Here is a 23,620-nt window from a genome sequence, read left to right as displayed (position 1 = left end):
TGGGACGGGTCGGAGCGACTACGAGTCAGCCGAGAAAAGTGGTGTCTGACCTGCGGCTTCACTCGGCTGGGACGGGTTGGGACGGGTCATTCCCGGAAACCCCTGGGCCTCTGCCGTCCCGGTGGCGTCGGCCTGGCCCTCCGGAGGGCAGTACCGCGCCCACGAGTCCTCGAAGTCCTCGCGACGGAAGCCCTTGACCTGCACGTCGGAGCCGTCCTTGCCCTTGATGCGGATGTTCTTGCTGCTTATGTCGAATTCGCGCAGCAGCAGGCCCAGGCGGCGCGGCGTGAGGCCCTGGGGACCATAGGTCGCCCACGGCGCTTCCTCGTCCGCCTTGAGCCGGTTCAGAAGTGCTGCCGTGGACACCTGGGGGTCGTTCTCGAACGCGGCGCGAGCGTCGATCAGTAGCCGGGTCTGAACTGAGAGCTCGATGCTCTCTTCCTTCTCCTGATTCATGACGACGGCGGCGTGCCGGGCGAGGCGCGGCCACTCTCCCCCGGCGGCGTCGGCCACAGCGATGAGGGGTTCCCACGTGTCGGCGGCGCGGTCCTCGACCGGCAGGGACTCCACCGGGGTCCCGATCTTGACCCGCTTGGAGCGCGCCCAGGTGTGCAGCACCTCCGACAACGTGATCAGGTCCGCGCGGTCCCGAGTGAGCCGGTAAGGCGCGACCTTCTCCCCACCCGCGCGGCGGCGCATCCGAACGACCACGGCACGGTCCTCGATGGTGTCCGGCATCGCGCCGATGCCCGCCAGGGCGGCCATGGCGAACGTGCGCAGGTGCTCCACTTCCTGCCGCCCGGCGTCGTAGCGGGGCACGGTGCGGCCCGGCTGGAAACCAGCGTTGAGGATTCCGCGAATGTCCTCGTTGTCAGCGCCCGCCTTAGGGCCGAACATCGCGTCAGCCTCGTCAATCATGATCGTGGGCGGCTCATTGCCAGCGAAGTGGACCGTGCGCGAGAGAGCAGCGTGCGAGACGTTCACGCCCATGAACGCCTGCCAGCAAAGCGCCTCCAGCATGTCCAGCAGGCGCGACTTCCCACACCGCCGCTCAGGCCCACGGATGACCAGCCGGGGCGCGGAGCCGAGGAACGGCACGACGTGGGTAGCGGCGGCCCAGAGCACCACGGCGGTCATTGCCTCGGGGCTGGGCAGGATGACGTACTTCCGGATGGCAGCGCGCACCTGGTCCAGCACCAAAGCGCCGTCCAGGGTCGCGCCGTCGAGAGTGGGCGTGGTCCCATCGGGGTCGGGGTTGCTGCCCGAGGTGGTGGGGGCGGCGATGGGTGTGCTCATGGTGGGTTCCTCCTGCTGGCTCGGGCTGGGGTGCAAGGCGGTCATGCGGCAGTGCGGGGCTTGGACGCACCACGCCGGATACCGGAGCGGATGGTCTTGTACGCCTCGGCCTCGGTGAACGGCGGGCACTTGGGGTCGTTGGCGGGCTTGCCGTAGTGGACGGTGCAGGCGTCCAGCAGCGCCCCGGCGGCCTCGCCCTCGCTGAGCGAGCCACCCGCGACGAACTCCCCAAGGCAGCGCGCAGCGAGGAACAGGGCGTGATTGCGGCCACCCTTGGGGGCCTTGCGGACGTGGTCGGCTTCCTTGGCCAGCACCGCCCGCAGGTACGCGGAACGGTTCGTAACCGGGCGCAGCTCTCGCACGCCGGACGGCTCCGCTGGGCGGGGGGTGAGGTGCTGGACCAGCCAGGCCGGCAAGGGCGTCGCCTCGGTCTGGGCCGTCACCTCGTAGCGCCCGGCGTCGGTGACGGTGGGCGGGGCGACGACGTACCCGCCCGTTCCCCGGGTGTCGATCAGTGCGCCGAGTCGCCCGGCGGTGTTGCCGAGCGGGGTGGGCAGGTGGGCGGTGGTGTAGTAGCGGTGGACGCCTCCGGAGGGCGTGCGAGTGGTCCAGGTGGCCGGAAGTCCCTCGGGGCCGCCGTGAGCGGCTGTGAGGGCCGTCAGGGTGTCCTCACCGGGCGGGGTGGTCGTTCCGGGCTTGGGGGTGTCGGTGTCGATGACCAGCAGGCCCGAGGGGCCGCAGGCGATGCCGACGCCGTAGGGGCGGGCGGTCCACGCTCGAGTGATGCGGTCGGGGTCGGTGGTAGCGCGCTGCTCCCATCCGGTGTGCCCGTTGCGGCACCAGGGGTCGGTGTGGTCGCAGTCGTCGGCGGGGTGGCGCGGGGTGGCCGGGCGCTTGCTCCCGGGAGTCAGGGGGAACACGGCCCAGCCTCGGGCGGCATACTCCAGGGCGGTTGCCAGCAGGGCACCGTGACGGTTCTCGGCCGGGGTGCTGCCCGCGTGCGTGCTGGTCCAGCGCTTGGCGTTCATGGCGAGGTTCCTTCCTGGTGAGGTGGTGGGGCCGGGGTCCGGCGGTCGTGGTGACCGCCGGACCCTGGCAGGCGGTGCGGGCCTGCTTAGCGGGCCAGGCTGGCGGCGGCGTCGGTCTTGCGGATGTACGTGTCCAAGTGCTTGCCCTTGGCGTTGATCGCTTCCCAGTGGGGGCCGCTGCGCCGGACGCGCCCGAGGATCGTTCCGTTGGCGGTGTAGACCGTTCCGTTGTCGTCCAGCCACGTGTTGTTCGCGACGATCTGGCTACCCATGGCGGGTTCCTCCTGTGGAGTCGTGGTGCAGCCGGTGCTGCACCGGGTGGCGTGGCGTCTGCCGCGCCCTCCCGCCGCCCGACCCGGGGCCGGGCGGCGAGAGGCCGCGTCAGGGGCGCGGCTGGTTGCGGCGGTAGCGTTCGGCGGCGGCCTCGTCGTCGAACCGGCGGCAGCCGCAGCGGGTGCCGTCGTGGGGCTGCAAGTCGCAGCCGGGCGCGACGACCGCGTAGCGGACTCCGGGGTGGCCCGCGTCGCTCACGGGCAGTACGTGCCACCTGGGCTTTGGCCGATGGGTCCAGTCCTCGCGTGCGGTGCTCATCAGGGGTCCTCTCGGGCCGCTGAGCGGCCTGTTTTTGGCATGGGCGGGGTAGGGGCGCGTCGGTAGCGGTAGCGGGACCGGCGAGCCCTGGAAGTGCGGGGTGAGGGGTGTTTCGGGGGTGTAGCGCGGGGTGCGCTACCGCGCTACTTCGTTGAAATTCCGCCGTTTTCGGGGGTAGCGGGCGCGCTACCGGTAGCGGGTCGTTCCGCTACCTGCGCTACCCCGGTAGCGACCTCGGGCAGGGGCTCCGGCGCTGGGCCCAGGGCGATCCTGGTCACGACCAGGACGACGGCGGCGAGGAACGCGAGGGCGGCGACGGCGGCGAGCACCTGGGCCACCGGGTGCAGGCCCAGTGCCAGGTTGGCGACGGTGAGGGCCGAGGCCGAGGCGAACACGGCTCCGGTGCGAGTGATGCCGGTCTCCACAGCGTTGACCAGGGTGATGGCGTCACGGACCAGTGCGGCGTGCTCGGCAGGGGTCATCTGCTCTGTGGTGCTCATGGTTCCTCCAGGTGGTGACGGCGGGTCAGGCTGCGGTGTGCCAGTGGTCGAGCGGTTCCTCCCCCTCCTCGGGGGCCAGGCGCTCGGCCCAGGCCCGTTCGAACTCGGTCACGGTCATCCGGGGCCGGGTGGCCCAGAACTCCCGCAGCTCCGGTGAGGCGTACGCGGCGGCGAACGCTCCCCCAGCGAGGAACAGGCGTTCCTCAGTGACTCCGGCGGACCGGCCTCGGGCGTTCAGCAGGACGCCGTTGGTGGCCTCGTAGGCGGCGGCGATGTGGGCTTCCAGGTAGTCGCCGTACTCGGACCGCATCGCGGCCCACTCGACGGCGGCGCGCTGGAAGATCGGGGACACGTCACGCCTCCACCAGGACCGGCGCGACCTCGGTCACGACGTCGGCCACGGCGGGGTTCTCGTCGGTCGTCGGGTCCTGTGCGGCGGCGCGTGCCTCGCGCAGCAGGCGGCGGGCGTGGCCATCGCTCACGGTGTGCCCGGCGGCGGCCAGTGCGGCCTGAGCGTCCGGACCGGAAGCGTCCGGCGTCTGGTCCAGCAGGCCGGACACGATCGCGAGGTGAGCGGACCGGTCCGCCCGGGTCGCACCGGACCGGACAGCGGACCGGCGCGCCTTGGTCCGGTTGCCGGACCGGACCGGGGTCCGGCGCGTGGTCCGGTCCGGACCGGTCATCTCTTCCAGTTCGGACCGGACCGACTCGGCGACCCGCGCCTCGTAGTCCGGCGCGGTCTGGACCGGCGCGGCGACGGTGAGACCGGCCACGCGCTGGTTCGTCTCCACGTGCATCTGAGCCACGGCCGTGGTGCCGTCCGCGACGGCGGACAGGGACTCCAGCCACTCGGCCGTCTGGGTGCGCATCTGGGCCGGGGGCACGGACTTGAGGGCGACGGCGCGGGCGGCCAGGCGGCGGGCCTCGGCCTTGGCGATGGCGCGGCGGGCGGCGGGGGTCCCGTCGTCGGCGGCGTGCGCCCGGGCGGCGTCCTCGACGGTCAGGAACAGGGCGTGCATCCGCATGGACTGCCGAATGCTGGACCAGGTCGCGCCGGACGCGAGGTGGCGGTCACCGATCAGGGCGAGGTGCCACATCAGGGCGGCCAGCAGCGGCACGACGAACCGGAACAGGACAGCCCCGACCGGGTGGCCCAGGTAGACCTCATGGATGGACGCGAACACGCCGGACGTGCCGGACAGCGCCCACGTGAGCATGAGCAGCGTGCCACCGGGCCGGTTGTCCTTGGCGGCCTCACGGGCCAGCAGAGCGACCGTCACTAGCGACAGCTCGAACACGCCCGCCGTGCTGTACGCGGTGGCAGCGTCCATGCCCAGCACGTCACGGCCGAACCCGACCATGGCGAGGTACGCGGACAGGGTGGAGATGACGGCGACGGAGACGGCTCCGCCCAGGACCAGGCGGCGCGACCCGCGCCGCGGTGCATCGTTGGTGGTGTGCGTGGTGCTCATGGGTCAGTCCTCCTTGGTGTCGTCGGTGAGGGTGGGCAGGTCGGTCAGGGCGCCCAGTTCCTTGACCAGGGCGTCACGGACCAGGCCCACCCGGTTCTTGCCGTTGCGGCGCTTGACCTGGACGGTGTCGATGCCGTGAGCGCGCACGGCGGCGTTGACCTGGCCGCCGGTCCAGCCCTCATAGAGGGCGGGCTTGGACTCGGCCAGGCGGGCGGCCAGTTCGTCACTCCAGACCTTGCCGTTGGGCCACTCCGGGTCCTCGGCGGGCCACACGTCCATGAGGTGGTCCAGGATCGTGGAATCGTCGACGTCGGCGGGCTCGTCCCCGGCGGCCATGCCCGTGAGGCGGCCCTGGGCCTCACGGATCGCCCGGGCACGGTCCGCGATGGTCTCCGCGCCCGGGCCATCCACGTAGTAGGTGCGGACGATGACCGGGTCATCGCCCTCGCCCACGAGGTAGGCCACGCCACGGTCCTTGCGGGAGAACGTCGTGGCCGAGTACCCCGACCCGTACATGCCCGGCCCGAGGATCATGTTGTTCACCGTGGCGTCCATGACCTTGAGCGCCAGGCGCAGACCGGCGTTGGACGACACCGACTTGGGGATCGACTTGTCGTCAGGCCGCTGGGTGGCGTGCCAGACCATGATTCCGGCAGCCGGGCCACGGCGAACCAGGTCCTCGACGATGGTCCGCAGCTCTTTGCCGTACTGCGGGTGCTCGTACATGACCTGGGTCTCGTCGTACGCGCCGAAGATCGGGTGCAGGCCCAGCGACTTGTCCGACGCCAGCGCGTCAGTCACCTTCCCCTCAGGGCACCGGGGGTCGCCCGCGAGGGTGGTCCGGATGACCTTGTAGCGGCGCATCATCTCCTTCTGCAGCGCCTTGAAGTCGGCCAGCAGTGCGGCCATGTCCTCGGGGTCATCCCCGGAGCGGTAGTAGTGCGCGACCTTGGCCAGCGGGGCCAGGTCGGCACCGCCGCGCAGGTCGTGCGCGTGGATCTCCACCCGGGCGTCGAGGGCGGCGATCAGCAGCAGCAGGCGGAGCGTGAACGTCTTACCCATGCGCGGGATTGAGCCGATGATGCCCGCCACGTACATGAGCGTTGTCTCCACCTTCCGGCCGCGCGGGTCCACGCCCAGCGGGATCGGGTCGAACACGTTCGCCGTGCCCTTCCGGCCCAGCGGGAACTCAGCGGCCTTGGACTCGCTCAGCGACCGGTCCGCGACGAACAGGACCAGGCGGCCCTCATGCACGTCGGGGTCGCCCCCGGGCCACACGCACCCCATCGGGCGACGCAGGCCCGACGCGAGTTGCGAACGCTTCTCCGTGACCTCGGCAGCCGTCGCGCCCGGGGGCAGGTCGATGTCCGCACGGAACCCGGCCCCGTCACGCACGATCGACAGGAACCGGATGGATGCGGCGTCCTGCCGCACGCCCTGGTTCACCGATCCCAGGCGCAGCGCCAGCAGCGCCTCACGGATCAGGTCAGCCGTGAGCGGCGGGACTTTGGCCGTGGCCGTGGCGGTCTCGGCGATCTTGGCCTCACGGTTGCGGCCCACGATGCCCAGGACGCCGAGGGACACGGCGACCGTGGCGGCCTGCCACACGGGGTCCGCGTTGGCGGCCACGGCGGCCGCGCCGGCAGAGGCTCCGCCGAGGCCGAGAACGGCCAGGCTGCCGCGTCGGAACGCGGTGCCGCGCATCTCCTTCTTGACCCGGAGGTAGGTGTGCGGGTCGCCTGCCGTGCTGGCCAGCAGTTCGCGCCGCACGTCGGTGTTGTTGGTGTCGGCGGCCCACCGGTAGACGCTCTGGCTGATCCGGGCAGCCCCGATAGGGGCACGCCCGGCCAGCCGCAGCGCGTACAGGGGCAGGCGCACGCCGTGATAGGCGCACACATGCCCGGCATACCCAGCAGCCCAGCGCGCAGAGGCCAGGAACGCCTCACGGGAGGTGAGCCAGTCCGGCAGCACCGCGCGCCGCTGGGCGTCGCGGTGCTCGATGACCCGGCCCCGCGTGGGGGCCGGGGCCTCGGGCTCCGGGGCGGCGGGGGCGTCGATGACCTCACCCGTGAGGGCGTCGTCATCGCCCGCCCCGGCGCCCCCCTGGTCCAGCGTGTTTGCGTCGTCCAGGGCGGCCAGAGTCAGGTCCTCGCCCACGTCCTCCGGCCTGCTGGGAACGGCGAACAGCGCTTCAAGCTGCGCGAGTTCCGCCGCGTCGTCGGGCGTGATGCCGCCCGGCTGGTTCTCGTCGTGGGTGCTCATCAGGCGATGCCGCCGAAGAGGTTGTTGACCAGGTCCACGACGAACGCCTGTGCCTGCTGTCCCCAGCGGGTGGAGGCCAGCAGCAGGCCGGTCACCATCATGAAGATGGACGGTCCCCAACGCTCCGGACCGAACTTGCACAGGCAGAAGGCGATAGCGGCGAACAGGACGGCGATGACGGTGATACCCATGGTGGTTCCCTCTCAGGCAGCGGTGCGGTTGGCAGAGCGGATGACGACCCGGCGGGCCGTGGAGAACGGCTGGACCAGTCCGAAGACCGGGGCCGTAGACGTGGCGCGGTTGGTGCTGGTCTGCACAGCGGTGCGGATGACCGTGTTCAGAGCGGTCACCGCGCGGCGGTGGGCCTCGGTCGCGGCCGGACCGGGCTCGATGGCCATACGGCACTCCGCGTCCACCACGGCGACCTCAGCCGAGATAACGGGCTCCTCGGCCACGATGGCGGCCAGGTCGGTGAACGTGGGCTCAACCTCGAACCCCTCGTAGTCGGTGTAGGTGCTCACCAGCCCCACCCCCGACGACCGTCGCCACCGTTGCCGCGCTCAGCAGCAAGGGCGGCCTCGTGGACCTTACGAACCTGGTTCTTCATCGCCTCGACCTGGCGGGCCAGGGACGACGCCGTGTTGCCGACGGCCTTGAGGCCATCGGCAGCGGTGCCGTGCTGGGTCAGAACCCGGGCGGCCTTGTTCAGACCGTCCTGGGCTTCGAACAAGTACCTGCGTGCTACGTCCAGACCACTGATGCGGTTCTGAGACATCTCTTCCCCTCCAGTTCCTAGGTGTGCGCCCCGTCACAGGGCGACCGGGAACAACATAACAACCGTTCTGGTCACCGTGTCAACCGTTAGCCCCAAACTCGCGAAACTTGGCAGAACGGCGCGGGCCGTGGATGATCGGTTGCTAGGTGACTGTTATGCCGCAGCAGTCCAACCGAGATGCAGTGTGAGGAGACGAATGCCAAGCCAGGACCACGACACCGGGGCACCCGTGCGGGACCGGGTAGTCCGCGCCATCCGGAACGACATCGAGGCTGGACGCCTCCGCGACGGGGAAGCCCTCCCCGCAACCCGGGCACTCGCGCAGCAGATGGACACGAGCGTCTTCACGATCAACGCGGCGATGAAGGTGCTAGCCAGTGAGGGGCTGATCGAGAACCGCCCAGGGTCCGGCCGGGTGGTTCGGAGCGGCCATCTCGCGCCCGCACCGCAAAGAGCTGCGCGCGCACCACACGCCTACTTCGTTGGGGGCTACGCCGGGAGCGGCAAGAGCGAAACCGCCCGTGTCATCTCACGCTTGACAGGTGCGCCCGTCGTCGATAAGGACACGATCACTCGCGCCGTCGTTGAGGGCGCGCTGGAAGCCATGGGACGCCCGCCACACGACCGGGAATCAGAGACCTACCTTGAGCACGTGAGGCCGCGCGAGTACGAATGCCTGAACGCCACAGTGCTCGAAAATGCCGCGCTCGGAATCGGTGTCGTCGGCACCGCTCCCTACGTCGCAGAGTTTGGCGACCGGGCGTGGATCGATCGCAGCAGAGACCAACTGAGCGTCTACGGAATCGGCCTGACGCTCGTTTGGGTATCAACCGACGTGGAGACGATGCACACCTATCTCCGGCGGCGGGGCGCAGCGCGAGACACCGTGAAACTCGCCAACTGGTCCGACTATCTGAAAGAGCGGATCAACGTTGATTTCCGACCCGTCGATGAGCACGTGGTCATTCACAACTCTGCCGACAGTGAGCCCCTGCAAAGCCAGGTAACCCGAATGCTCTCGGAAGTGGCGGCGCGTTCGTGAGCGAAGTTGTAGGCGTCGTCATATACGGGCCGCCAGCGGCAGGCAAGGACACCGTCACACGCGCACTTTCCGCCCTATCTCCGGCCTACCGGCACTACCAGCGATTGAAGGTGGGTTCGGGGCGGCGCGAGGGATATCGCTTCACCGACGAAAAAGCGCTAGACCAGATGCGCGCTCGTGGGGAAGTCATCTGGGAGAACCGTGTATACGGTGCCGTCTACGCCATCGATGCACCATCAATCACAGACGCGTTGGCAGCGGGAACCCCCGTGGTTCACGTCGGACAGCCGGAAGCCGTGGCAGCGTTGGCCAGTGCGACGCCTCATGCAACATGGGTTGTCGTTGACCTGTGGTGCCCACGGGAAACGGCGGCCGAACGGCTTGCCGGCCGAGGCAGCACCGACACAGCCGAACGGCTCGCCGTATGGGACTCGACACCGCGACTAGCGAGCCCCGACGTCGCAATCGACACCGCCCTCATTGGTCCAGCGCAAGCCGCCCAGGCCATCGATGAGGCAGTTCGACGGGCCTAGCCGAGCAGGACACAAGATGGCCCCACCCGCCGCGCGGGTGGGGCCGTTTTCTATGCCTGAGGCGGAACGCCATGCATGCTGTGTTCATGCGCCACGCAACGATCCTGGTGGCGGTGCTCGCAACGGTCGCGATTGTGACCGGATGCAGCGCCCAGCCGCCCGCAACGACCGCTCCGACGCCCTCCGCCACTGCATCACCATCCCCAACGCCTGAGAGCAGCGAGCCAGCCGAGTTAGATCGGTGCAGCGAGTTCACGGCGAAAGCAGAGAAGCTCTTAGGATCGCGCGTGGTGAAGCGGGATGACCGCGCCCTCGCTGACGGCATTGAAGCGTGCTGGTGGCAGACCGATTACACCGGATACGTGGCAGCGCTTACGGGTCCCGCGCCGCTCGATTTCGTCGCTGTGCTCGATGACACCTATGACGAGCCAACAGCATGGCACCGTGAGACTGATTCACCAATGTGGGCGACAGGCCAGGGAATCGGGGGTCAGGCTTCCTGGACCTCAAAGGATGAAAGCGTTCAGACCGGCATAGTCGCCCGAGGAATCGACAATGACCGCCTAATGGACCTCATGAGTCTTGCGGCGGAGATAGCGCAGGCATAGCGCTCACACGAGGTATTCGCAGGCATCGACGTGGACGACCGTAAGCCAGGTGCCCCAGCCCGGATACTCGGCGGCGAACCAGCGCCAGGGGCCACTGACAGCCACGACCTCGCCCAGCACGGTCACCGTGCGACCGTTATAAGCCAGCGCTGTGCAACGCGTGGGGATCGGCCTGGGCAGCAGCCTTGACCGGCGCTCTCCCGTCTGGCGCTGTATGAGCCATCCTGACGCCTCGCTGCGGGCTTCCACCTCTTGCCGGTGTGCGGCCTGCATCGGGCTCAGTTCGTCGCTCCCACTGGCCTCCGTTCGCATGCTGAGAGCATCGCGCAATTCGAACAGGTGTAGCAACGCCATCGCCGAGGCCAGTGTTTATGCGGGTCCGGCATGTGCTACCTATCGCACTCGCCGCGACCAGCAGTTCCCGATGGAGCACGCCTTCGCAGGCCCCGGCAAGATCCGCGACCGGATGGGCTCGTTCGACGTCCGCGCCATCGCCGACGCCGACCCGGACGAGTTCGTGACGATGGCGACCACTCCCCCGGCGATCCACCGGTACGGCCGCTCGATGGCGGGCCGCGTGCTGGAGCTCGCCCACACCGTCGTCGACGAGTACGACGGCGACGCCGCCCGGATCTGGACCGCGCCCGGCGCCGACGGTGGCGCGCCGACGGGCCGCGAGGTGCTCCAGCGACTCAACGCGCTGCCGGGCTACGGGGAGCGCAAGGCCAAGATCTTCCTGGCGCTGCTCGGCAAGCAGCGCGGCGTCCAGCCGGAGGGCTGGCGCGAGGCGGCGGGCGAGTTCGGCGAGGACGGCTCGCGCCGCTCCATCGCGGACGTGACCAGCGCGGAGACGCTGCAGGAGGTCCGCACGTTCAAGAAGGCCCAGAAGGCGGCCGCCAAGGCCAAGGCCTGACGTAGCGCACCGCGGCCCGGGCGCACCCGGACCGCGGTGCGGCCGTCACAGGCTCTTGGCCTGAGCGATGTCCTCGCGCGTCCAGTCGGGGAGCAGGAAGTCGTAGAACTCGGTGACCTCCTCGGCGGGCGTGTCCGCCGGCGAGGTGCCCGTGAACCCGTCCTCGCACCCGGTGGCCGGTACCGGTGCCGGCATCTTCCAGACGCCGGCCACCACGAGCTGCGTGCCCACCTGCGGGAACCGGTCGAAGTCGCACCGCTCGCCGTAGGTCCCGCACTGGACGCGGCCGCCGTCGCCCAGGTCGGCGTAGGACGCCACCTGCTGTATCTCACCGCCCCGGCGCGCCTGGGCGAGCCCGGAATCGCAGTCGATCGATCCCCAGCTCCCGCCGGACGCCTCGCCGGAGGAAACGGTCCGCAGACCCGTCATCGACACATCGGCGAGGGCGAATGTCGCCTTCGCGCCCTCGCCGGGCTCGACCAGGCTGCCGTCGAGGCTCGTGTCCACGAACGACGAGGCACCCTTCGGCGACCGGAACACCGAGCCGAACAGGACCGCGCCGTCGAACGTCAAACCGTCGAGCCGCCCGCCGATCGCCGCCGCCGGCGCATAGAGGTTGACCGCCGAGACGTCCTCCAGCGACCCGCCGACCAGCAGCGCCCCCGTGAGGTTCGCGCCGTCCAGCCGCGCGCCGGTCAGGTCCGCCCCGGTGAAGTCCGCGCAGGTCTCCACGCGGTCCCTCGACCAGCCGCCCGCGTCAACGTCGAAGCTGACCGGACACCCGAGGTCGATCCCGGAGAGGTCGGCACCCCGCAGGTTCATGCCGCGGAACGGCTTCACGCCCTCCGGTGTGTCCCGGATGGTCTCGCGGATGAACTGCACGTTGGCCAGCACCTGGTCCCGCTCGGCGCGTTCGGCCTCGACCGTCTGCGTGAGGCGCTCCCGCTCGTCGTCGATCCAGGCCTGGTAGCCGGCCAGCAGCAGGCCGACCACGAGGCTGGACACGACGCCGATCGTCACGTCGATCAGCCATCGGCGGTCGGGTTTTTCCCGGGTCGGCGGGGTGTCAGAGGGTGGCTCGGCCGGCCCGGGCGAGGGCTCGGGCCGCGGCGGAGCATCCTCGAGAAGTGCGTTCATGTCGTGCGCGATCTCCAGTCAATTCGAACAAAGCGGACACAGCATGCCGAACGGACTGGGGCTCCGCAATGTAAGTCGGGCGGGCCTGGTGGCCCGCGCGATCCGCCACGAGGACGGCGCTTGACCGTCACTCGCGCGGGTGAAACACTGCGACAGATATCGTCGCAGTGTCACAGCCGGGAGGCGCAGCGTGGTCGACAGCAGCAGACGGCGGGACGCCCTGCTCGACGCCGCCGTCGGGCTGCTCCTGAGCCGGGGCTACGACAAGCTGACCATGGTCGACGTCGCCGAGGCCGCCGACCTGAGCCGCACGATCGTGTACCGGCACTTCGCCTCGAAGCGGGAGCTCACCGACGCGGTCGCGGCCCGCGCCCTGGCCGACTACGCCGTCCGCTGGCGCACGGGCCTGCGCGACGAGCCGAGGCCGGGCACGCCCGCGAGCATCTACCGCGCGGGGTTCCGCGTGGTGGCCCGCGACCCGCTGCTGACGGCCATCGCGACGCGGGACCGCGACGTCTTCGGCCGATACCTGCGCGACCCCGCGGCGACCATGCCCGGCCCGGCAGGGCCGGGGTTCCTCGGCGAGTTCCTCGCCCTGCAGCAGCGGGCGGGCGTGATCCGCGAGGGCGTCGACCTCGCGTCCGTCGCCGTCGTCCTGGAGTCGCTCACGGCCGCGATCATGACCGCGATCCAGGCGCACCAGGACCGGCCGGACGGCCCGTCGCCGGAGGCATTGATCGACACGGTCACCGAGATGATCGACCGGATGCTGACGCCGGACGAGCCCGACACCGAGGCCGCGCTGGCCCTTCTCGACGGCCTCCTCGACCGGCGATAGCTCGTCCCACCCACCTGCGAAGAAGGGCGACCATGCAGATCACGATCCTCACCGCCGGCTCGCGCGGCGACGTCGAGCCGCTGCTCGGCCTGGCGGTCGCGCTGCGCGACCAGGGGCACCACCCGACCGTGGTCGGCTCGCCGGACTTCGCGGAGCTGGCGGCGTCCTACGGCACCGAGTTCGAGCCGTTCGGCCCGGTGCTGCCCAGGTACGCGGACAACCCCGAGCTCGTCGAGCTGGTCGAGTCCGGCAACATGCTGCGGTTCATGGCCTACGGCGCCAAGACTCGTAAGCAGATGCTGCCGCAGATCATCGACGACATCTGGCGCGCCACGAAGCACAGCGAGGCCATGCTCTACAAGGGCCCGACGGCGCTGTACGGGTACAGCGTGGCGGAGAAGCTCGGCATCCCCTGCGCCGACCTGCAGTTCTTCCCGGTGACGCCCACCCGCGAGTTCCCGACGTTCTTCCTGGGCGACGGCCGCAGCCGCGGCGCCCTCGTGGACCGGGCGGGCTGGTGGGGCACGGACCAGATGATCTGGCGCACCATGCAGCAGCCCGGGGTCAACCGGCAGCGGCGCGAGGTGCTCGGCCTGCCGCCGCTGCGCACCAACGCACGCGTGCTCCAGGACCGGCAGGGCATGCCGCTGTACTACGCGTACAGCCCGCTCGTGCTGCCCCGCCCGGCCGACTGGCACCCCCGCATCCAGGTCACCGGCTACCTGCCCACCAGCTCCCCGGCCGGCTGGGAGCCGCCCGCGGAGCTCGTCCGGTTCCTGGACGCGGGCGACCCGCCGGTCTCGTTCGGCCTCGGCAGCGTGCCGACGGCGCAGCCCGGCAGGCTGGTCGACGCGTTCCTGGAGGCCCTCGACCGCACCGGGCGCCGCGGCATCCTGATCGGCGGCTGGGCCGAGCTCGGCCGGGACCGCGAGCTCCCCGACCACGTGCTGCGCCTCGACTCCGCGCCGTACGACTGGCTGTTCCCGCGCCTCGCGGCGGCGATCCACCACGGCGGCGCCGGCACGACGGCGGCCGGCCTGCGCGCCGGCATCCCCACGATCCTGACGCCGGTGGCCGTCGACCAGTTCAGCTGGGGCCGCCGGGTGGCCGCACTCGGCGTCGGGCCGGAGCCCGTCCCCGTCAAGGTGCTCGACGCCGACCGCCTCACCGCCGCCCTGACCCGGGCGACGTCCGACGACGCGATGCGCGAGCGGGCCGCCCGCCTGGGCGAACGCCTGCGCCAGGAGGACGGCATCGGCCGGACGGCGGAGCTGTTCACCGACTATCTGCGCACGGCCAAGGCCCCGGCGGCCCGCTGAACCCGGCTACCGGACCCGCTGCCGCGCGAACGCCTCGACGGCGAAGGCCTCGACGGCGTTGACGACCGCCGCGAACCGGGGAGACCAGTACAGGTCGAACCCGTGGTGGGCGCCCGGGAGCTCCGCGTAGACGACCAGGTTCCGGGAGTCAGCGCGCAGCCGCTCGGCGAACCGGCGGGCGTCGGCGACGGGCACGAGCGAGTCGTGGGTGCCGTGCACCACCATGACCGGCGGGGCGTCGGCCCGGACGTTCTCGGTCGGCGACGTCTCGGGACGGTCGTCGAAGTAGCGCCCGAGGTAGCCGCCTAGGGCGACGACGGCGCTCACCGAGGTGTCGGCGTCCTCGAAGCCGGGCCGGTAGGCCGGGTCGCCGTCGGTGAACGCGGCCATCGCCGACATGTGCGCGCCGGCCGAGGAGCCGGACAGGACGATCCGCTCGGGATCGGCGCCCCACTCCGCGGCGTGCTCGCGGACCCAGGCGACCAGCCGCTTGGCATCCACGACGTGGTCCTCGAAGCCCGCGGCGGGGCGCAGCCTGTAGTTCGCGCTGATGCAGATCCAGCCCCGCCCGGCGAGGTGGTGCAGCATCGGCAGAGCCTGGGAGCTCTTGTGCCCGGTGGTGTAGTAGCCGCCGTGGAAGTGGATCAGCACGGGCGCGCCGGCGACCGTCCCGCGGCGGCGGTACAGGTCCATGCGGTTACGCTTGCCGGCGGGACCGTAGGAGAGGTCCGCGACCCGCTCGACGCCGCGCGGACGTACGGCGAAAGGGAAGCCGAGGACCCGCCAGAGCGGCATCCGGCCCGAGACCGCGATCGGCCTCATCGCCCGGCGAAGGACCGACAGCGCCGTGACCCCGCGCCAGATCTGCAGACCCAGGCAGGCAGCCGCGACGATCGCGGCGCCGATCGCGACGGGCGAGGCGAGGTCGCCCTCGGCGAGCGCCAGCGCCGTGCTGGCCCCGAGCGCGAGCGCCGCGAGCACCGGCAGCTCGTTGATCGACATGGTGACGAAGAAGACCGACGTGCCCAGCGACATCGGCACGCGCGGCAGGCGCAGCACCGGGAACGCGAGGACGGCGAGGCCGATGAGATAACCGACGGGGATGCTCATGGCGCTCAGCCTTCCGGGCGCGGAGACCGGACACATCGGTCGGCGGGCCACGAGCTGCCCTGCCGCGGGACGGGGTACCCCCTACTTCGGTCGGTCGCCCGCAGCGGCACGGCGCGTTACAGTTAGAGCAGATATTTCAGTTGGAGCAGATAGGAGTCGGGTGATGAGTGACGTTCTCGCACGTGACACAGCAGCCTTGCACCACGCCTTGGAACAGAGCGGAGACGAGGTCAGCGTGCACGTCTCACGATCGACCGCCGAGCTTCTGGCTCAGCTCATCGACGCACGCGCCCAAGGTCGCCTCGTGATCACGCAGACCGAGGACGAGGTCACCCCGGCCCAGGCCGCGACGATGCTGGGAATTTCCCGGCCCCAGGTCCGGCGACTCATGGATCAGCGCGTGCTCGAGTTCCGGAAGGTCGGAACCCACCACCGCATCCCGATCGCTTCGGTCGAGGCGTTCCGCGCCGTGGAGCACTCGCGCCGCGCCTCAGCCCTCGCCGAGCTGGCCGACCTCCAGAACGAATTGGGCCTGACCGAGTGAACCGCTACGGGCTGGCAGCCCGACCTGTCCGGATCGTACTGACCGACGCGAACGTCCTCTATTCGCGGGTCCTTCGTGACTACCTGCTGTGCGCGGCCGACCTGGGACCCATCTCCGTCGCCTGGAGCCCGGAGATCCTGGGCGAGATGGCTGAGCACCTTCAGGCCAACATCTCATCGTTCACGGAGGAGTCTGGCCGCCGACTCGTCAAGGCGATGAACAACGCCTTTCCCTACGCACAGGTCACCATCACCGCCGCTGACCGGGCCAAGGTCGCCGAGCTCGACCTGCCCGACGAGGATGATCGACACGTCCTGGCGGCCACGGCCGAGGCCCAGGTGCTGTGCACCAGCAATCTCAAGGACTTTCCAAGGCACGCAGTCGCCGAGTTCGGCGTGAACGTCATGCATCCTGACCTGCTCTTGTCCTGGCTCGTCCGGGACCGGCCCGAGGAGATGCGCATAGTTCACGACACCGCGGTCGAGCGCCTGCCCGGAGCAACGGACTCGTCGACCGTTGACGCACTGCGGCGCGCCGGGGCACCCACCACCGCCCAGCTCATGGATCGGCTCCTTAGGGCTGCCGACTGATCGCGCAGGCGGTCCGGATCACCGGCGGCGGTACGCCGTGGCCAGCACCGAGACCGTCACCTCGGTCGGCAGCGCTCCCTCGTCGTCGTGCAGCTCGGCCTCGGTGACGTGACGGGCGCTCGGCGTCATGAGCACGAGGTCGACCGCCTCCTGACGGGTCAGCGGCGTCGTGTACTCGACGGTCCGCGTGTGCGCGACCTCGAAATACGGGTCCAGGGCCTGGTGCAGGCGCTCCTCCTTGTCCGGGTCGACGGTCACCATCTGCGCGACCTGGCGCCGCAGCTCGGCCAGGTGCCCGCCGAAGGGCCGGACGACGACCAGCACGCCGCCGGGGCGCAGGACCCGGTGGAACTCGGCCGGGTTGCGCGGAGCGAACACGTCCAGCACCACGTCCACCTGCTCCGACCCGATCGGGAACGGCCGGAAGACGTCCCAGGTCGCGGCGGCGGCTCGCTCGTGCGCCTTGGCCGCCGTCCGCAGGGCGTGCGCGGAGGTGTCCAGCCCGAGCCCGACGGCGCCGGGGATCGCGTCCAGCACCCCGGCGAGGTAGTAGCCGGTCCCGCAGCCGACGTCGACCACCGTGCCCACCACCCCGGCCGTCGCGGCGAGGTCGGCGACGGCGTCCCGCACGGGCGCGTACCGGCCCGCCGCCAGGAAGTCCCGGCGGGCCCGGGCCATCGGGCCGTCGTCCCCGCTGGTCGCCTTCGTGCCGGTCAGCAGGCTCACGTACCCGTGGCGGGCGATGTCGAAGCTGTGCCGGCTGGGGCAGCGCAGGGCTCCCGGCGCGGGCACGAGCTCCGCGCCGCACGAGGGGCAGCGCAGCAGCGGGAGGACCGGGTCGAGGGCGGCGGGGACGGAAACGGGCACGTGCGGACTCCTGGCAGCGGTGAAGAGGGAGGCGGGGGGGGCTAGTCGCGCTCGTCCGGGACCGGGTTCGCCGCCCGGCCCTCGGTCGACAGGAGCAGCACGACGGCGTCGGCCCGCAGGCCGATCGCCTGGCGCCACCCCGGCTGCCCCAGCACGAGGCGGGCCGCGGCGAGGGTCGCGGCGCCGCACGGTCCGGCGTCAACCCCGGAGCGGGCCAGGTCGTCGACGGCGGCGGCCGCCTGGTCGTCGGAGACGGTGACCGCGCCGTCGAGCCCGTCGCGCAGGACGGGCCAGGCGAGGGCCGACACGGTGCCGCAGCAGAGGCCGGTCATGATCGTGTCGCCCACCGGCGCGGTGACGGACCGGCCCGCGCGCAGCGACGCGACCAGCCCCGCGGCGCGGTCGGGCTCGACGGCGAGCAGCGTGCTGCCGTCGGCCCCCGCGGTGCGGTAGTGGCTCACCACGGCCTGCGCGAACGAGCCGACGCCCACCGGGATCACCACCAGGTCGGGCAGGGCGACGCCGAGCGCCGCGAGCTGCCGGTCCGCCTCGAGGCACAGCGTCGAGTAGCCGTCGACGATCCACTGCGGGATGTCCGTGTACCCGTCCCAGGAGGTGTCCTGCACGAGCACCGCCGTCGGGTCGGCGGCGGCGTCGGCCGCGGCGCGGGCCACGACGTCGTCGTAGTCCCCCTCGGACTCGACGGTCCGGGCGCCCTCGGCCGCGATGGCCTTCTTGGCGGCCTCGGTGATGCCGGGCGGGTAGTAGATGGTCGCGTCCGCACCGACCAGCGCCGCGACGTGCGCGACGGCGCGGCCGTGGTTGCCGTCGGTCGCGGCGTAGAGGCGGACGGCGGTACCGCGCACGGCCTCCCGGACCGCGTCCAGCGTGATCGCGGCCAGGCCGAACCGCTCCCCCAGGGCGCGCGCGATCGCGTACGACGCGCCGAGCACCTTGAACGCCGGCAGCCCGAGCCGGCTCGACTCCTCCTTGACGAGCACCCGCCCGACGCCGAGCTCCGTGGCGAGGCGCGGCACGTCCCGCAGCGGTGTGGGCGCGTATCCGGGCAGGGTGCGGTGGAAGTCGATGGCGGGCACGTTGACGATTGTCCCCGACACCCCGCCCGGCGCCCGACCGGTCAGAGGAGCCCGACCGCCGCGAGCGCCGTCGCGACGACGCCCGCGAGGGTGCGCACGTGGTTCCAGGAGGTCCACGGCTGCCGGTAGGCCCGCCACTCCGCAGCCTTGTCGTGGGCCGCGAGGAGGCGGTTGTTGAGCGGTACGTTCAGCGCCATGGTCACGCCGAAGGTGCCGACCAGGTAGACCGCCGCGGCGGCGAGGATCCAGCCTCCGCCGGCGCGTTCGTCCACCAGGCCCCAGATGCCGGTGACCCCCGGGACGAGCAGCGCGCCGAAGAAGATGCTCATGAAGGCGGGCAGCGGGGCGGTCTCGTTGATGCCGTTCATCGCCTCGCCCGCGGCCTCGTCCGACGCACGGGCGAGGCCGCTCATGACGAACGACGAGAACCCGAAGAAGACGCCCGCGGACAGGCCCAGCAGCACCACCGATGCGACGGCGAAGATCGTCCAGACCATGCGAGCCTCCAGGTCAGCGCAGCGGCGCGGCGTACCACAGCCACTCTTCCACGAAGGGGCCCGCGAGTTCCAGGACTACGCCGACAGGTGAACCGGGACGCCCGGGCGCCTGTGACACTCGGATAACAGATCGGGCACACCGGACACGTTTCGCCCACGGAGTGTCGGTGTGCCGTGGAACACTTCGGCTCATGCTCGAACTTGCCACCGGAAGCGGGCTCGCCTTGTCGGCGGGCCTCAACGCATGGATCCCGCTCATCTTTCTCGGCGTGCTCTCGCGCTTCACCGACCTGGTGGAGCTGCCGGCCACGTGGGCGTGGCTGGAGAACGGCTGGGTGATGGCGATCCTGGTAGTGCTCCTGGTGCTCGAGTTCGCGGCGGACAAGATCCCGGTGCTCGACTCGATCAACGACGTGGTGCAGACCGTGATCCGGCCCACCGCCGGTGGTATCGCGTTCGGCGCGGGCTCGATGTCGGAGACGGCGACCGTCACGGACCCGGGCGCGTTCGTGCAGTCCGGGCAGTGGATCCCGATCGTCGCGGGCGTGGTGCTTGCCCTCGGCACCCACGCGGCGAAGGCGGGCGGCCGCGTGGTCGCCAACACGGTTTCGGGTGGCACGGCGGCCCCCGTGGTCAGCGCGGCGGAGGACGCGACCAGCATCGGCGTCTCGTTCCTCGCGGTCCTGGCGCCGCTCGCGATCATCCCCGTGATGATCCTGTTCGTGGTCGGTGTGATCATGCTGATCCGGAGCCTGGTGAAGCACCGGCGCGCCCGGGCGGCGGGGCAAGGCGGCGGGGATGCCTACTACGTCTGAGGTCGAGGGACTCCAGCGTGCCCGGCTCACCTCCGTGGGCCTGGGCGCGCTGCCCGCGACGGGTGACGACGACGGCGCCGGTGCGGGCGTCAGCGGCGTGCCCGGCGTCGTCGCCCGGCTCGGTGCCGTGCAGTCGCAGGAGCTGCACTCGTCGGCCTGGGGCGTCGGGCAGCGCCTGGCCGCGCCGGCCACGCTCGAGGAGGTGCAGGCGGCGCTGGCCGACGGTTCGGTCCTGCGCACGCACATCCTGCGGCCCACCTGGCACTACGTGGTCCCCGAGGACCTGGCGCCGCTGATGACGGCCACCGCGCCCCGGATCCGCCGGGCGATGGCCTCGACGGAGCGCTCCTACGGCTTCGACCACTCGGCGCTCGCCCGCCGGCAGGGCGTCGTCGCCGCCGCGCTGACGGACGGCCCGCTGACCCGCAAGGAGATCGGCGTCGCGCTCGCCGAGGACGAGGGCGCGCCGCTGGACGCCTGGCACCTGGGCCAGCTCATGATGCACGCGGAGCTCGACCTGATCGTGGCGAGCGGTCCGATGCGGGGCAAGCAGGCCACCTACCGGCTGCTGCCGGAGCAGAGCTCGTGGGACGAGGACGCCGCCCGCGTCCACCTGGCCCGCGCGTACGTGCGGGGGCACGGTCCGTGCCGCGCCGAGGACGTGGCGTGGTGGGGCACCCTGACCAAGACCGCGGCCCGGGCAGCCGTGGCCGACGCCGGGCTCACCCCGCACGAGATCGCGGGCCTGACGCTCTGGACCGACGGCGACCTGCCCGACCCGGCCCCGGCGGGTACCGCGCGCCTGCTGTCGGTCTACGACGAGTTCTTCTGCCACGACTTCAAGAGCTGGCCGTCCCTGACCCGCGACGGCATGCCGAGCCGGTGGCTGTACACCGGCCTCGTCGTGGTGGACGGGATGATCGCCGGCGGGTGGTCGCGGGTGCTCAAGGCCCAGACCGTGGAGATCACCGTCGAGCTCATGGACCAGCCGTCGGCCACGGTGTGGTCGGCGCTGGAGGCCGAGGCCGGGCGGTACGGCGCGTTCTGCGGCCTCGAGCCCGCGCTGGCCCGCGGCCCGGTGGGCAAGGGCACCATCGGCTGATCCGCCGACGAGCAGCGCGCGGCCCGGCGCGCCGGGGTGGCGTCGTCCGCGCCCGGGTGGGCAGACTCCGCACATGACTCGTATCGCCGTCGAAGGTCAGGCCAAGCGCACCCACCCCGCCGAGCGCGGGACCGTCAACCTGCACGTCGCGTTCTCGGGCACCCTCCGCAACGACGTGGTGGAGCAGGTTGCCCGTACCCACACGATCCTCGTGGACCAGGCCAAGGCGCACGTCGAGTCGGGCGCAGCGGAGAAGTGGGACTCCGCCTCCGTGCACTCGTACGTCTACGACGACCGGGTCAAGAGCTCCGGCTCGGGCGGCAAGCAGCGCATCCGGCGGTTCCGGGCCTCGGCGCGGCTGTCGGTCACGTTCAGCGACTTCGAGGTCCTGTCCACGTGGCTCGCCGACATCATGGACGTCGAGGGCGTCGAGATCGACTGGCTGAGCTGGACCCTGACCGACGAGACCCGCAAGGCGCTCCAGGCCGAGGCCCGCGTCGAGGCCGCCGAGGAGACCGTGGTGCGGGCCCAGTCCTACGCCGACGCGCTGGGCCTGGGCCCGGTGTCCCCCGTCGCCATCTACGAGGCGGGGCTGCGGGGCGGCAACGACGGCGGCAACACCCCGATGTACGCCATGCGGGCCGGCGCCATGGCAGCGCCCGGCGGCGGCGCCCAGGTGGAGCTGCAGCCCCGGGACATCGACGTCGAGATCACCGTGTCCGCCGACTACGAGACCGGGCCCGTCGTCGAGGCCTGAGCCAGCACCCCGGCGGAGCGCAGCCGGTCCAGCACCAGGTCGTGGGGCACGGCGTCCGCCGTGCCGCGGTGCCCCACGGTCGTGGTCGCCATGAACAGCGAGTTGAGCAAGGCCTCCTCCGTCGCGTCCATCGTCGCCGCGAAGAGAGGGTCCAGGTCGGCGTCGGCCACGCTGCCCGACGGCGGAGCCCCCGGCGTGGCGTCACCCGGCGTGCCGAACGCAAGGGCGTAGTCGCCGCTGCCGCCCGTGAAGTCGGAGCCCACCCGCCCCATCGCGAACACGGCCCGGCGCGCGACCCGGCCGAGCTGGCGCGCGTCGAGCGGCGCGTCGGTGGCCACGACGATCATGCAGGAGTTGCCCTCGGGCTGACGGGCGACGTCCGCCGGCGCACCGGCGGCGCCGACCTGGCCGACGACGGCGTCGCCCGGCCGGATCGGGACGCCGCGCACGGTGAGCGTGCCCGAGAAGTTGGACTGCACCAGCACGCCCACCGTCCGGCCGCCGGCCACCCGGGACGACGTGCCGATGCCGCCCTTGAACCCGAGCGCCATGGTGCCCGTCCCGGCGCCGACGCAGCCCTCGCCCGGCAGGCCGGGAGCAGCGCCGTCGAGGGCGGCCAGCACGTGCGCCTCGGTGACGGGCCGGGCGCGGATGTCGCTGAGCCGGCCGTCGTTGGTCTCGCCCACCACCGGGTTGAGCGTGCGCGTCTCCTGGTGCCCCGGGCCGGCGAGCACGTGCGTGACCAGGGCGTCCGCGGCACGGAAGGCGCTCAGCGTGGCCGTCAGGAGGATCGGCGTCTCGATCTCGCCCAGCTCGGCCACCTGGGTGGCGCCGACCAGCTTGCCGAACCCGTTCCCGACGAACAGCCCGCAGGGCAGGCTGCGCCGGCCGGCGCCCAGCGCGTCGGGGACGATCGCGGTCACCCCGGTATGGAGGCGGGGCGGGTCCACGATGGTCGTGTGCCCCACCCGCACGCCGGGCACGTCGGTGATCGCGTTCAGGGGCCCGGTCGCGAGCGACCCGACGACGATCCCGAGCTCACGCACGCGCCGGGGCTGCTGGTTGTCCGTCATGGGACCAGCATGCGCGATCGACTCACCCGACCTTGAGCTGCGAGTCCTGCCTCGTCCGGCTCCTGAGACACATCTCGGCCAGTCGTCAGCCCTCGTGACTCGCCAAAAAGCCTGCGCACACCCTCGTCGAAGGCTTCCACTCCGCCTGCAGTCTCGACCGCCAGCTCGCGATGCCCGGTATCCCGCCAGCGCATGGAACCGCCCATCAGCCCTCCCCTGTCGCCCGACGAGGAAAGACTCGCAGCCACCGCATGGCCTCGCAGCACGTACCGACGTTCGTTGCGTATGCGCAACGAACGGACCCTCCGGCACCCGCGGCGCGACAGAATGGCGGCGTGCGCCTCGATGCCGATGTCTGCCGCTCGCGGTTCGCCGTAGCCCGGCACGCCTACCTCGCCACGGCCGACGGCGACGGCGTGCCACAGCTCGTGCCGGTCACGTTCGCGCTGGTCAGTGCCGTCGGCGGCACGGCTGCGGGCGCACCGGCCGACGAGATCGTCGTCGCCGTCGACCACAAGCCGAAGACCACGCGGGACCTGAAGCGGCTGCGGAACATCGCGGCGAACCCGCGCGTCGCCGTCCTCACGGACCGGTACGACGACGACTGGACCCGGCTGTGGTGGGTGCGGGCGGACGGCGTCGCCGCCGTCGAGCACGACGGCGAGCCGCGCGAGGCGGCGCTGGACGCACTGGCCGCGCGGTACCCGCAGTACCGCGAGCGCCGGCCGGACGGCCCGGTGATCCGGGTCCGGGTGAACCGGTGGTGGGGGGGGGGGGCCCGCGAGCCGCGGGGCCCCCCCCGCCCCGCCCCAACGGGGTGGAAGTTTAGTCGCGCAGTCACCCGGCGCTTAATA

The 23,620-nt window shown here is 71.5% G+C and carries 29 protein-coding genes; 11 read left to right on the top strand and 18 right to left on the bottom strand.

Going from position 1 to position 23,620, the window contains the following annotated elements; genetic code table 11:
• Positions 1-18 precede the first annotated feature (18 nt).
• From ACFU5G_RS14380 to ACFU5G_RS14330, 11 genes are all read right to left on the bottom strand, one after another.
• The gene (locus ACFU5G_RS14380; RefSeq protein WP_377245556.1) at positions 19-1,296 is read right to left on the bottom strand and encodes a DUF3631 domain-containing protein; all 1,278 of its coding nucleotides are present in this window, start codon (positions 1,294-1,296) and stop codon (positions 19-21) included.
• A 41-nt stretch (positions 1,297-1,337) separates the two neighbouring features.
• The gene (locus ACFU5G_RS14375; protein WP_377245553.1) at positions 1,338-2,324 is read right to left on the bottom strand and encodes a bifunctional DNA primase/polymerase; all 987 of its coding nucleotides are present in this window, start codon (positions 2,322-2,324) and stop codon (positions 1,338-1,340) included.
• An 86-nt stretch (positions 2,325-2,410) separates the two neighbouring features.
• On the bottom strand, positions 2,411-2,596 hold the full coding sequence (locus ACFU5G_RS14370; protein WP_377245550.1) for a hypothetical protein: 186 nt from the start codon (positions 2,594-2,596) through the stop codon (positions 2,411-2,413).
• Between the two features lie 109 nt (positions 2,597-2,705).
• Positions 2,706-2,915: a hypothetical protein gene (locus tag ACFU5G_RS14365; protein WP_377245548.1), complete on the bottom strand. Its 210-nt coding sequence runs from the start codon at positions 2,913-2,915 to the stop codon at positions 2,706-2,708.
• A 143-nt stretch (positions 2,916-3,058) separates the two neighbouring features.
• Positions 3,059-3,415 carry a hypothetical protein gene (locus ACFU5G_RS14360; protein ID WP_377245545.1) on the bottom strand — a complete coding sequence of 119 codons (357 nt, stop codon included), beginning with the start codon at positions 3,413-3,415 and terminating at the stop codon, positions 3,059-3,061.
• A 25-nt stretch (positions 3,416-3,440) separates the two neighbouring features.
• Entirely contained in the window at positions 3,441-3,767 is a 327-nt protein-coding gene (locus tag ACFU5G_RS14355) for a hypothetical protein (protein WP_377245542.1), read from the bottom strand.
• Position 3,768: 1 nt separating this feature from the next.
• Entirely contained in the window at positions 3,769-4,887 is a 1,119-nt protein-coding gene (locus ACFU5G_RS14350) for a hypothetical protein (protein WP_377245539.1), read from the bottom strand.
• A gap of 3 nt (positions 4,888-4,890) precedes the next feature.
• Positions 4,891-7,149 carry a hypothetical protein gene (locus ACFU5G_RS14345; protein WP_377245536.1) on the bottom strand — a complete coding sequence of 753 codons (2,259 nt, stop codon included), beginning with the start codon at positions 7,147-7,149 and terminating at the stop codon, positions 4,891-4,893.
• Complete coding sequence (locus ACFU5G_RS14340) at positions 7,149-7,340, bottom strand: hypothetical protein (protein ID WP_377245533.1); 192 nt, start codon at positions 7,338-7,340, stop codon at positions 7,149-7,151. The genes ACFU5G_RS14345 and ACFU5G_RS14340 overlap by 1 nt, the downstream gene beginning before the upstream one ends.
• A gap of 12 nt (positions 7,341-7,352) precedes the next feature.
• Positions 7,353-7,670 (bottom strand): DUF6284 family protein, encoded by a 318-nt coding sequence (locus ACFU5G_RS14335; protein ID WP_377245530.1) that lies wholly within the window; start codon positions 7,668-7,670, stop codon positions 7,353-7,355.
• Positions 7,667-7,924 (bottom strand): hypothetical protein, encoded by a 258-nt coding sequence (locus tag ACFU5G_RS14330; protein ID WP_377245527.1) that lies wholly within the window; start codon positions 7,922-7,924, stop codon positions 7,667-7,669. Before ACFU5G_RS14330 ends, ACFU5G_RS14335 begins: the two co-directional genes overlap by 4 nt.
• A gap of 196 nt (positions 7,925-8,120) precedes the next feature.
• Between ACFU5G_RS14330 and ACFU5G_RS14325 the strand changes: the two genes are divergently transcribed.
• Positions 8,121-8,966 (top strand): GntR family transcriptional regulator, encoded by an 846-nt coding sequence (locus ACFU5G_RS14325; RefSeq protein ID WP_377245524.1) that lies wholly within the window; start codon positions 8,121-8,123, stop codon positions 8,964-8,966.
• Between the two features lie 619 nt (positions 8,967-9,585).
• The gene (locus ACFU5G_RS14320; protein WP_377245521.1) at positions 9,586-10,107 is read left to right on the top strand and encodes a hypothetical protein; all 522 of its coding nucleotides are present in this window, start codon (positions 9,586-9,588) and stop codon (positions 10,105-10,107) included.
• 3 nt (positions 10,108-10,110) lie between these two features.
• Here ACFU5G_RS14320 and ACFU5G_RS14315 read toward each other — a convergent pair whose 3' ends face one another.
• Positions 10,111-10,461 (bottom strand): hypothetical protein, encoded by a 351-nt coding sequence (locus ACFU5G_RS14315; protein WP_377245592.1) that lies wholly within the window; start codon positions 10,459-10,461, stop codon positions 10,111-10,113.
• Here ACFU5G_RS14315 and ACFU5G_RS14310 point away from each other — a divergent pair.
• Positions 10,418-11,020: an HhH-GPD-type base excision DNA repair protein gene (locus ACFU5G_RS14310; protein ID WP_377245518.1), complete on the top strand. Its 603-nt coding sequence runs from the start codon at positions 10,418-10,420 to the stop codon at positions 11,018-11,020. The genes ACFU5G_RS14315 and ACFU5G_RS14310 overlap by 44 nt on opposite strands.
• A 45-nt stretch (positions 11,021-11,065) precedes the next feature.
• Here the strand turns inward: ACFU5G_RS14310 and ACFU5G_RS14305 are convergent, their stop codons facing one another.
• Positions 11,066-12,040 carry a pentapeptide repeat-containing protein gene (locus tag ACFU5G_RS14305; RefSeq protein ID WP_377245515.1) on the bottom strand — a complete coding sequence of 325 codons (975 nt, stop codon included), beginning with the start codon at positions 12,038-12,040 and terminating at the stop codon, positions 11,066-11,068.
• A 307-nt stretch (positions 12,041-12,347) separates the two neighbouring features.
• Here ACFU5G_RS14305 and ACFU5G_RS14300 point away from each other — a divergent pair, with 307 nt between their 5' ends.
• Positions 12,348-12,995 (top strand): TetR/AcrR family transcriptional regulator, encoded by a 648-nt coding sequence (locus ACFU5G_RS14300; RefSeq protein WP_377245512.1) that lies wholly within the window; start codon positions 12,348-12,350, stop codon positions 12,993-12,995.
• Positions 12,996-13,027: 32 nt separating this feature from the next.
• Entirely contained in the window at positions 13,028-14,314 is a 1,287-nt protein-coding gene (locus ACFU5G_RS14295; protein WP_377245509.1) for a glycosyltransferase, read from the top strand.
• Between the two features lie 6 nt (positions 14,315-14,320).
• Here ACFU5G_RS14295 and ACFU5G_RS14290 read toward each other — a convergent pair whose 3' ends face one another.
• Positions 14,321-15,424 (bottom strand): alpha/beta hydrolase, encoded by a 1,104-nt coding sequence (locus ACFU5G_RS14290; RefSeq protein ID WP_377245506.1) that lies wholly within the window; start codon positions 15,422-15,424, stop codon positions 14,321-14,323.
• A gap of 163 nt (positions 15,425-15,587) precedes the next feature.
• Here ACFU5G_RS14290 and ACFU5G_RS14285 point away from each other — a divergent pair, with 163 nt between their 5' ends.
• Together ACFU5G_RS14285 and ACFU5G_RS14280 are read left to right on the top strand one after the other, a co-directional pair.
• Positions 15,588-15,968 carry a helix-turn-helix domain-containing protein gene (locus ACFU5G_RS14285; protein WP_377245503.1) on the top strand — a complete coding sequence of 127 codons (381 nt, stop codon included), beginning with the start codon at positions 15,588-15,590 and terminating at the stop codon, positions 15,966-15,968.
• Positions 15,965-16,558 carry a PIN domain-containing protein gene (locus tag ACFU5G_RS14280; RefSeq protein WP_377245500.1) on the top strand — a complete coding sequence of 198 codons (594 nt, stop codon included), beginning with the start codon at positions 15,965-15,967 and terminating at the stop codon, positions 16,556-16,558. The genes ACFU5G_RS14285 and ACFU5G_RS14280 overlap by 4 nt, the downstream gene beginning before the upstream one ends.
• An 18-nt stretch (positions 16,559-16,576) precedes the next feature.
• Here the strand turns inward: ACFU5G_RS14280 and ACFU5G_RS14275 are convergent, their stop codons facing one another.
• The 3 genes from ACFU5G_RS14275 to ACFU5G_RS14265 are packed head-to-tail and all read right to left on the bottom strand — an operon-like array spanning position 16,577 to position 19,019.
• Positions 16,577-17,425: a putative RNA methyltransferase gene (locus tag ACFU5G_RS14275; protein WP_377245496.1), complete on the bottom strand. Its 849-nt coding sequence runs from the start codon at positions 17,423-17,425 to the stop codon at positions 16,577-16,579.
• Between the two features lie 41 nt (positions 17,426-17,466).
• Positions 17,467-18,522 (bottom strand): diaminopropionate ammonia-lyase, encoded by a 1,056-nt coding sequence (locus tag ACFU5G_RS14270; RefSeq protein WP_377245494.1) that lies wholly within the window; start codon positions 18,520-18,522, stop codon positions 17,467-17,469.
• 41 nt (positions 18,523-18,563) lie between these two features.
• Positions 18,564-19,019, bottom strand: coding sequence for a DUF1772 domain-containing protein (locus ACFU5G_RS14265; protein ID WP_377245491.1), 456 nt, complete (start codon positions 19,017-19,019; stop codon positions 18,564-18,566).
• A 191-nt stretch (positions 19,020-19,210) separates the two neighbouring features.
• Here ACFU5G_RS14265 and ACFU5G_RS14260 point away from each other — a divergent pair, with 191 nt between their 5' ends.
• From ACFU5G_RS14260 to ACFU5G_RS14250, 3 genes are all read left to right on the top strand, one after another.
• Positions 19,211-19,834: a DUF4126 domain-containing protein gene (locus ACFU5G_RS14260; protein ID WP_377245488.1), complete on the top strand. Its 624-nt coding sequence runs from the start codon at positions 19,211-19,213 to the stop codon at positions 19,832-19,834.
• Complete coding sequence (locus ACFU5G_RS14255; protein WP_377245485.1) at positions 19,818-20,936, top strand: winged helix DNA-binding domain-containing protein; 1,119 nt, start codon at positions 19,818-19,820, stop codon at positions 20,934-20,936. The genes ACFU5G_RS14260 and ACFU5G_RS14255 overlap by 17 nt, the downstream gene beginning before the upstream one ends.
• A gap of 73 nt (positions 20,937-21,009) precedes the next feature.
• Positions 21,010-21,693 (top strand): SIMPL domain-containing protein, encoded by a 684-nt coding sequence (locus ACFU5G_RS14250; protein WP_377245482.1) that lies wholly within the window; start codon positions 21,010-21,012, stop codon positions 21,691-21,693.
• Here ACFU5G_RS14250 and ACFU5G_RS14245 read toward each other — a convergent pair.
• On the bottom strand, positions 21,663-22,766 hold the full coding sequence (locus ACFU5G_RS14245; protein ID WP_377245479.1) for a P1 family peptidase: 1,104 nt from the start codon (positions 22,764-22,766) through the stop codon (positions 21,663-21,665). The two genes, ACFU5G_RS14250 and ACFU5G_RS14245, sit on opposite strands and share 31 nt — an antisense overlap.
• Positions 22,767-23,101: 335 nt before the next feature.
• Between ACFU5G_RS14245 and ACFU5G_RS14240 the strand changes: the two genes are divergently transcribed.
• Positions 23,102-23,620 (top strand): TIGR03668 family PPOX class F420-dependent oxidoreductase (locus tag ACFU5G_RS14240; RefSeq protein ID WP_377245476.1); only part of this gene is annotated, 519 nt, incomplete at its 3' end.

The sequence above is a fragment of the Promicromonospora sp. NPDC057488 genome (genome assembly GCF_042802395.1).
Taxonomy (GTDB): Bacteria; Actinomycetota; Actinomycetes; order Actinomycetales; family Cellulomonadaceae; genus Promicromonospora.
The sequence above is the reverse complement of the archived record's forward strand: the minus strand, read 5'-3'. Positions and strand labels throughout refer to the sequence as shown.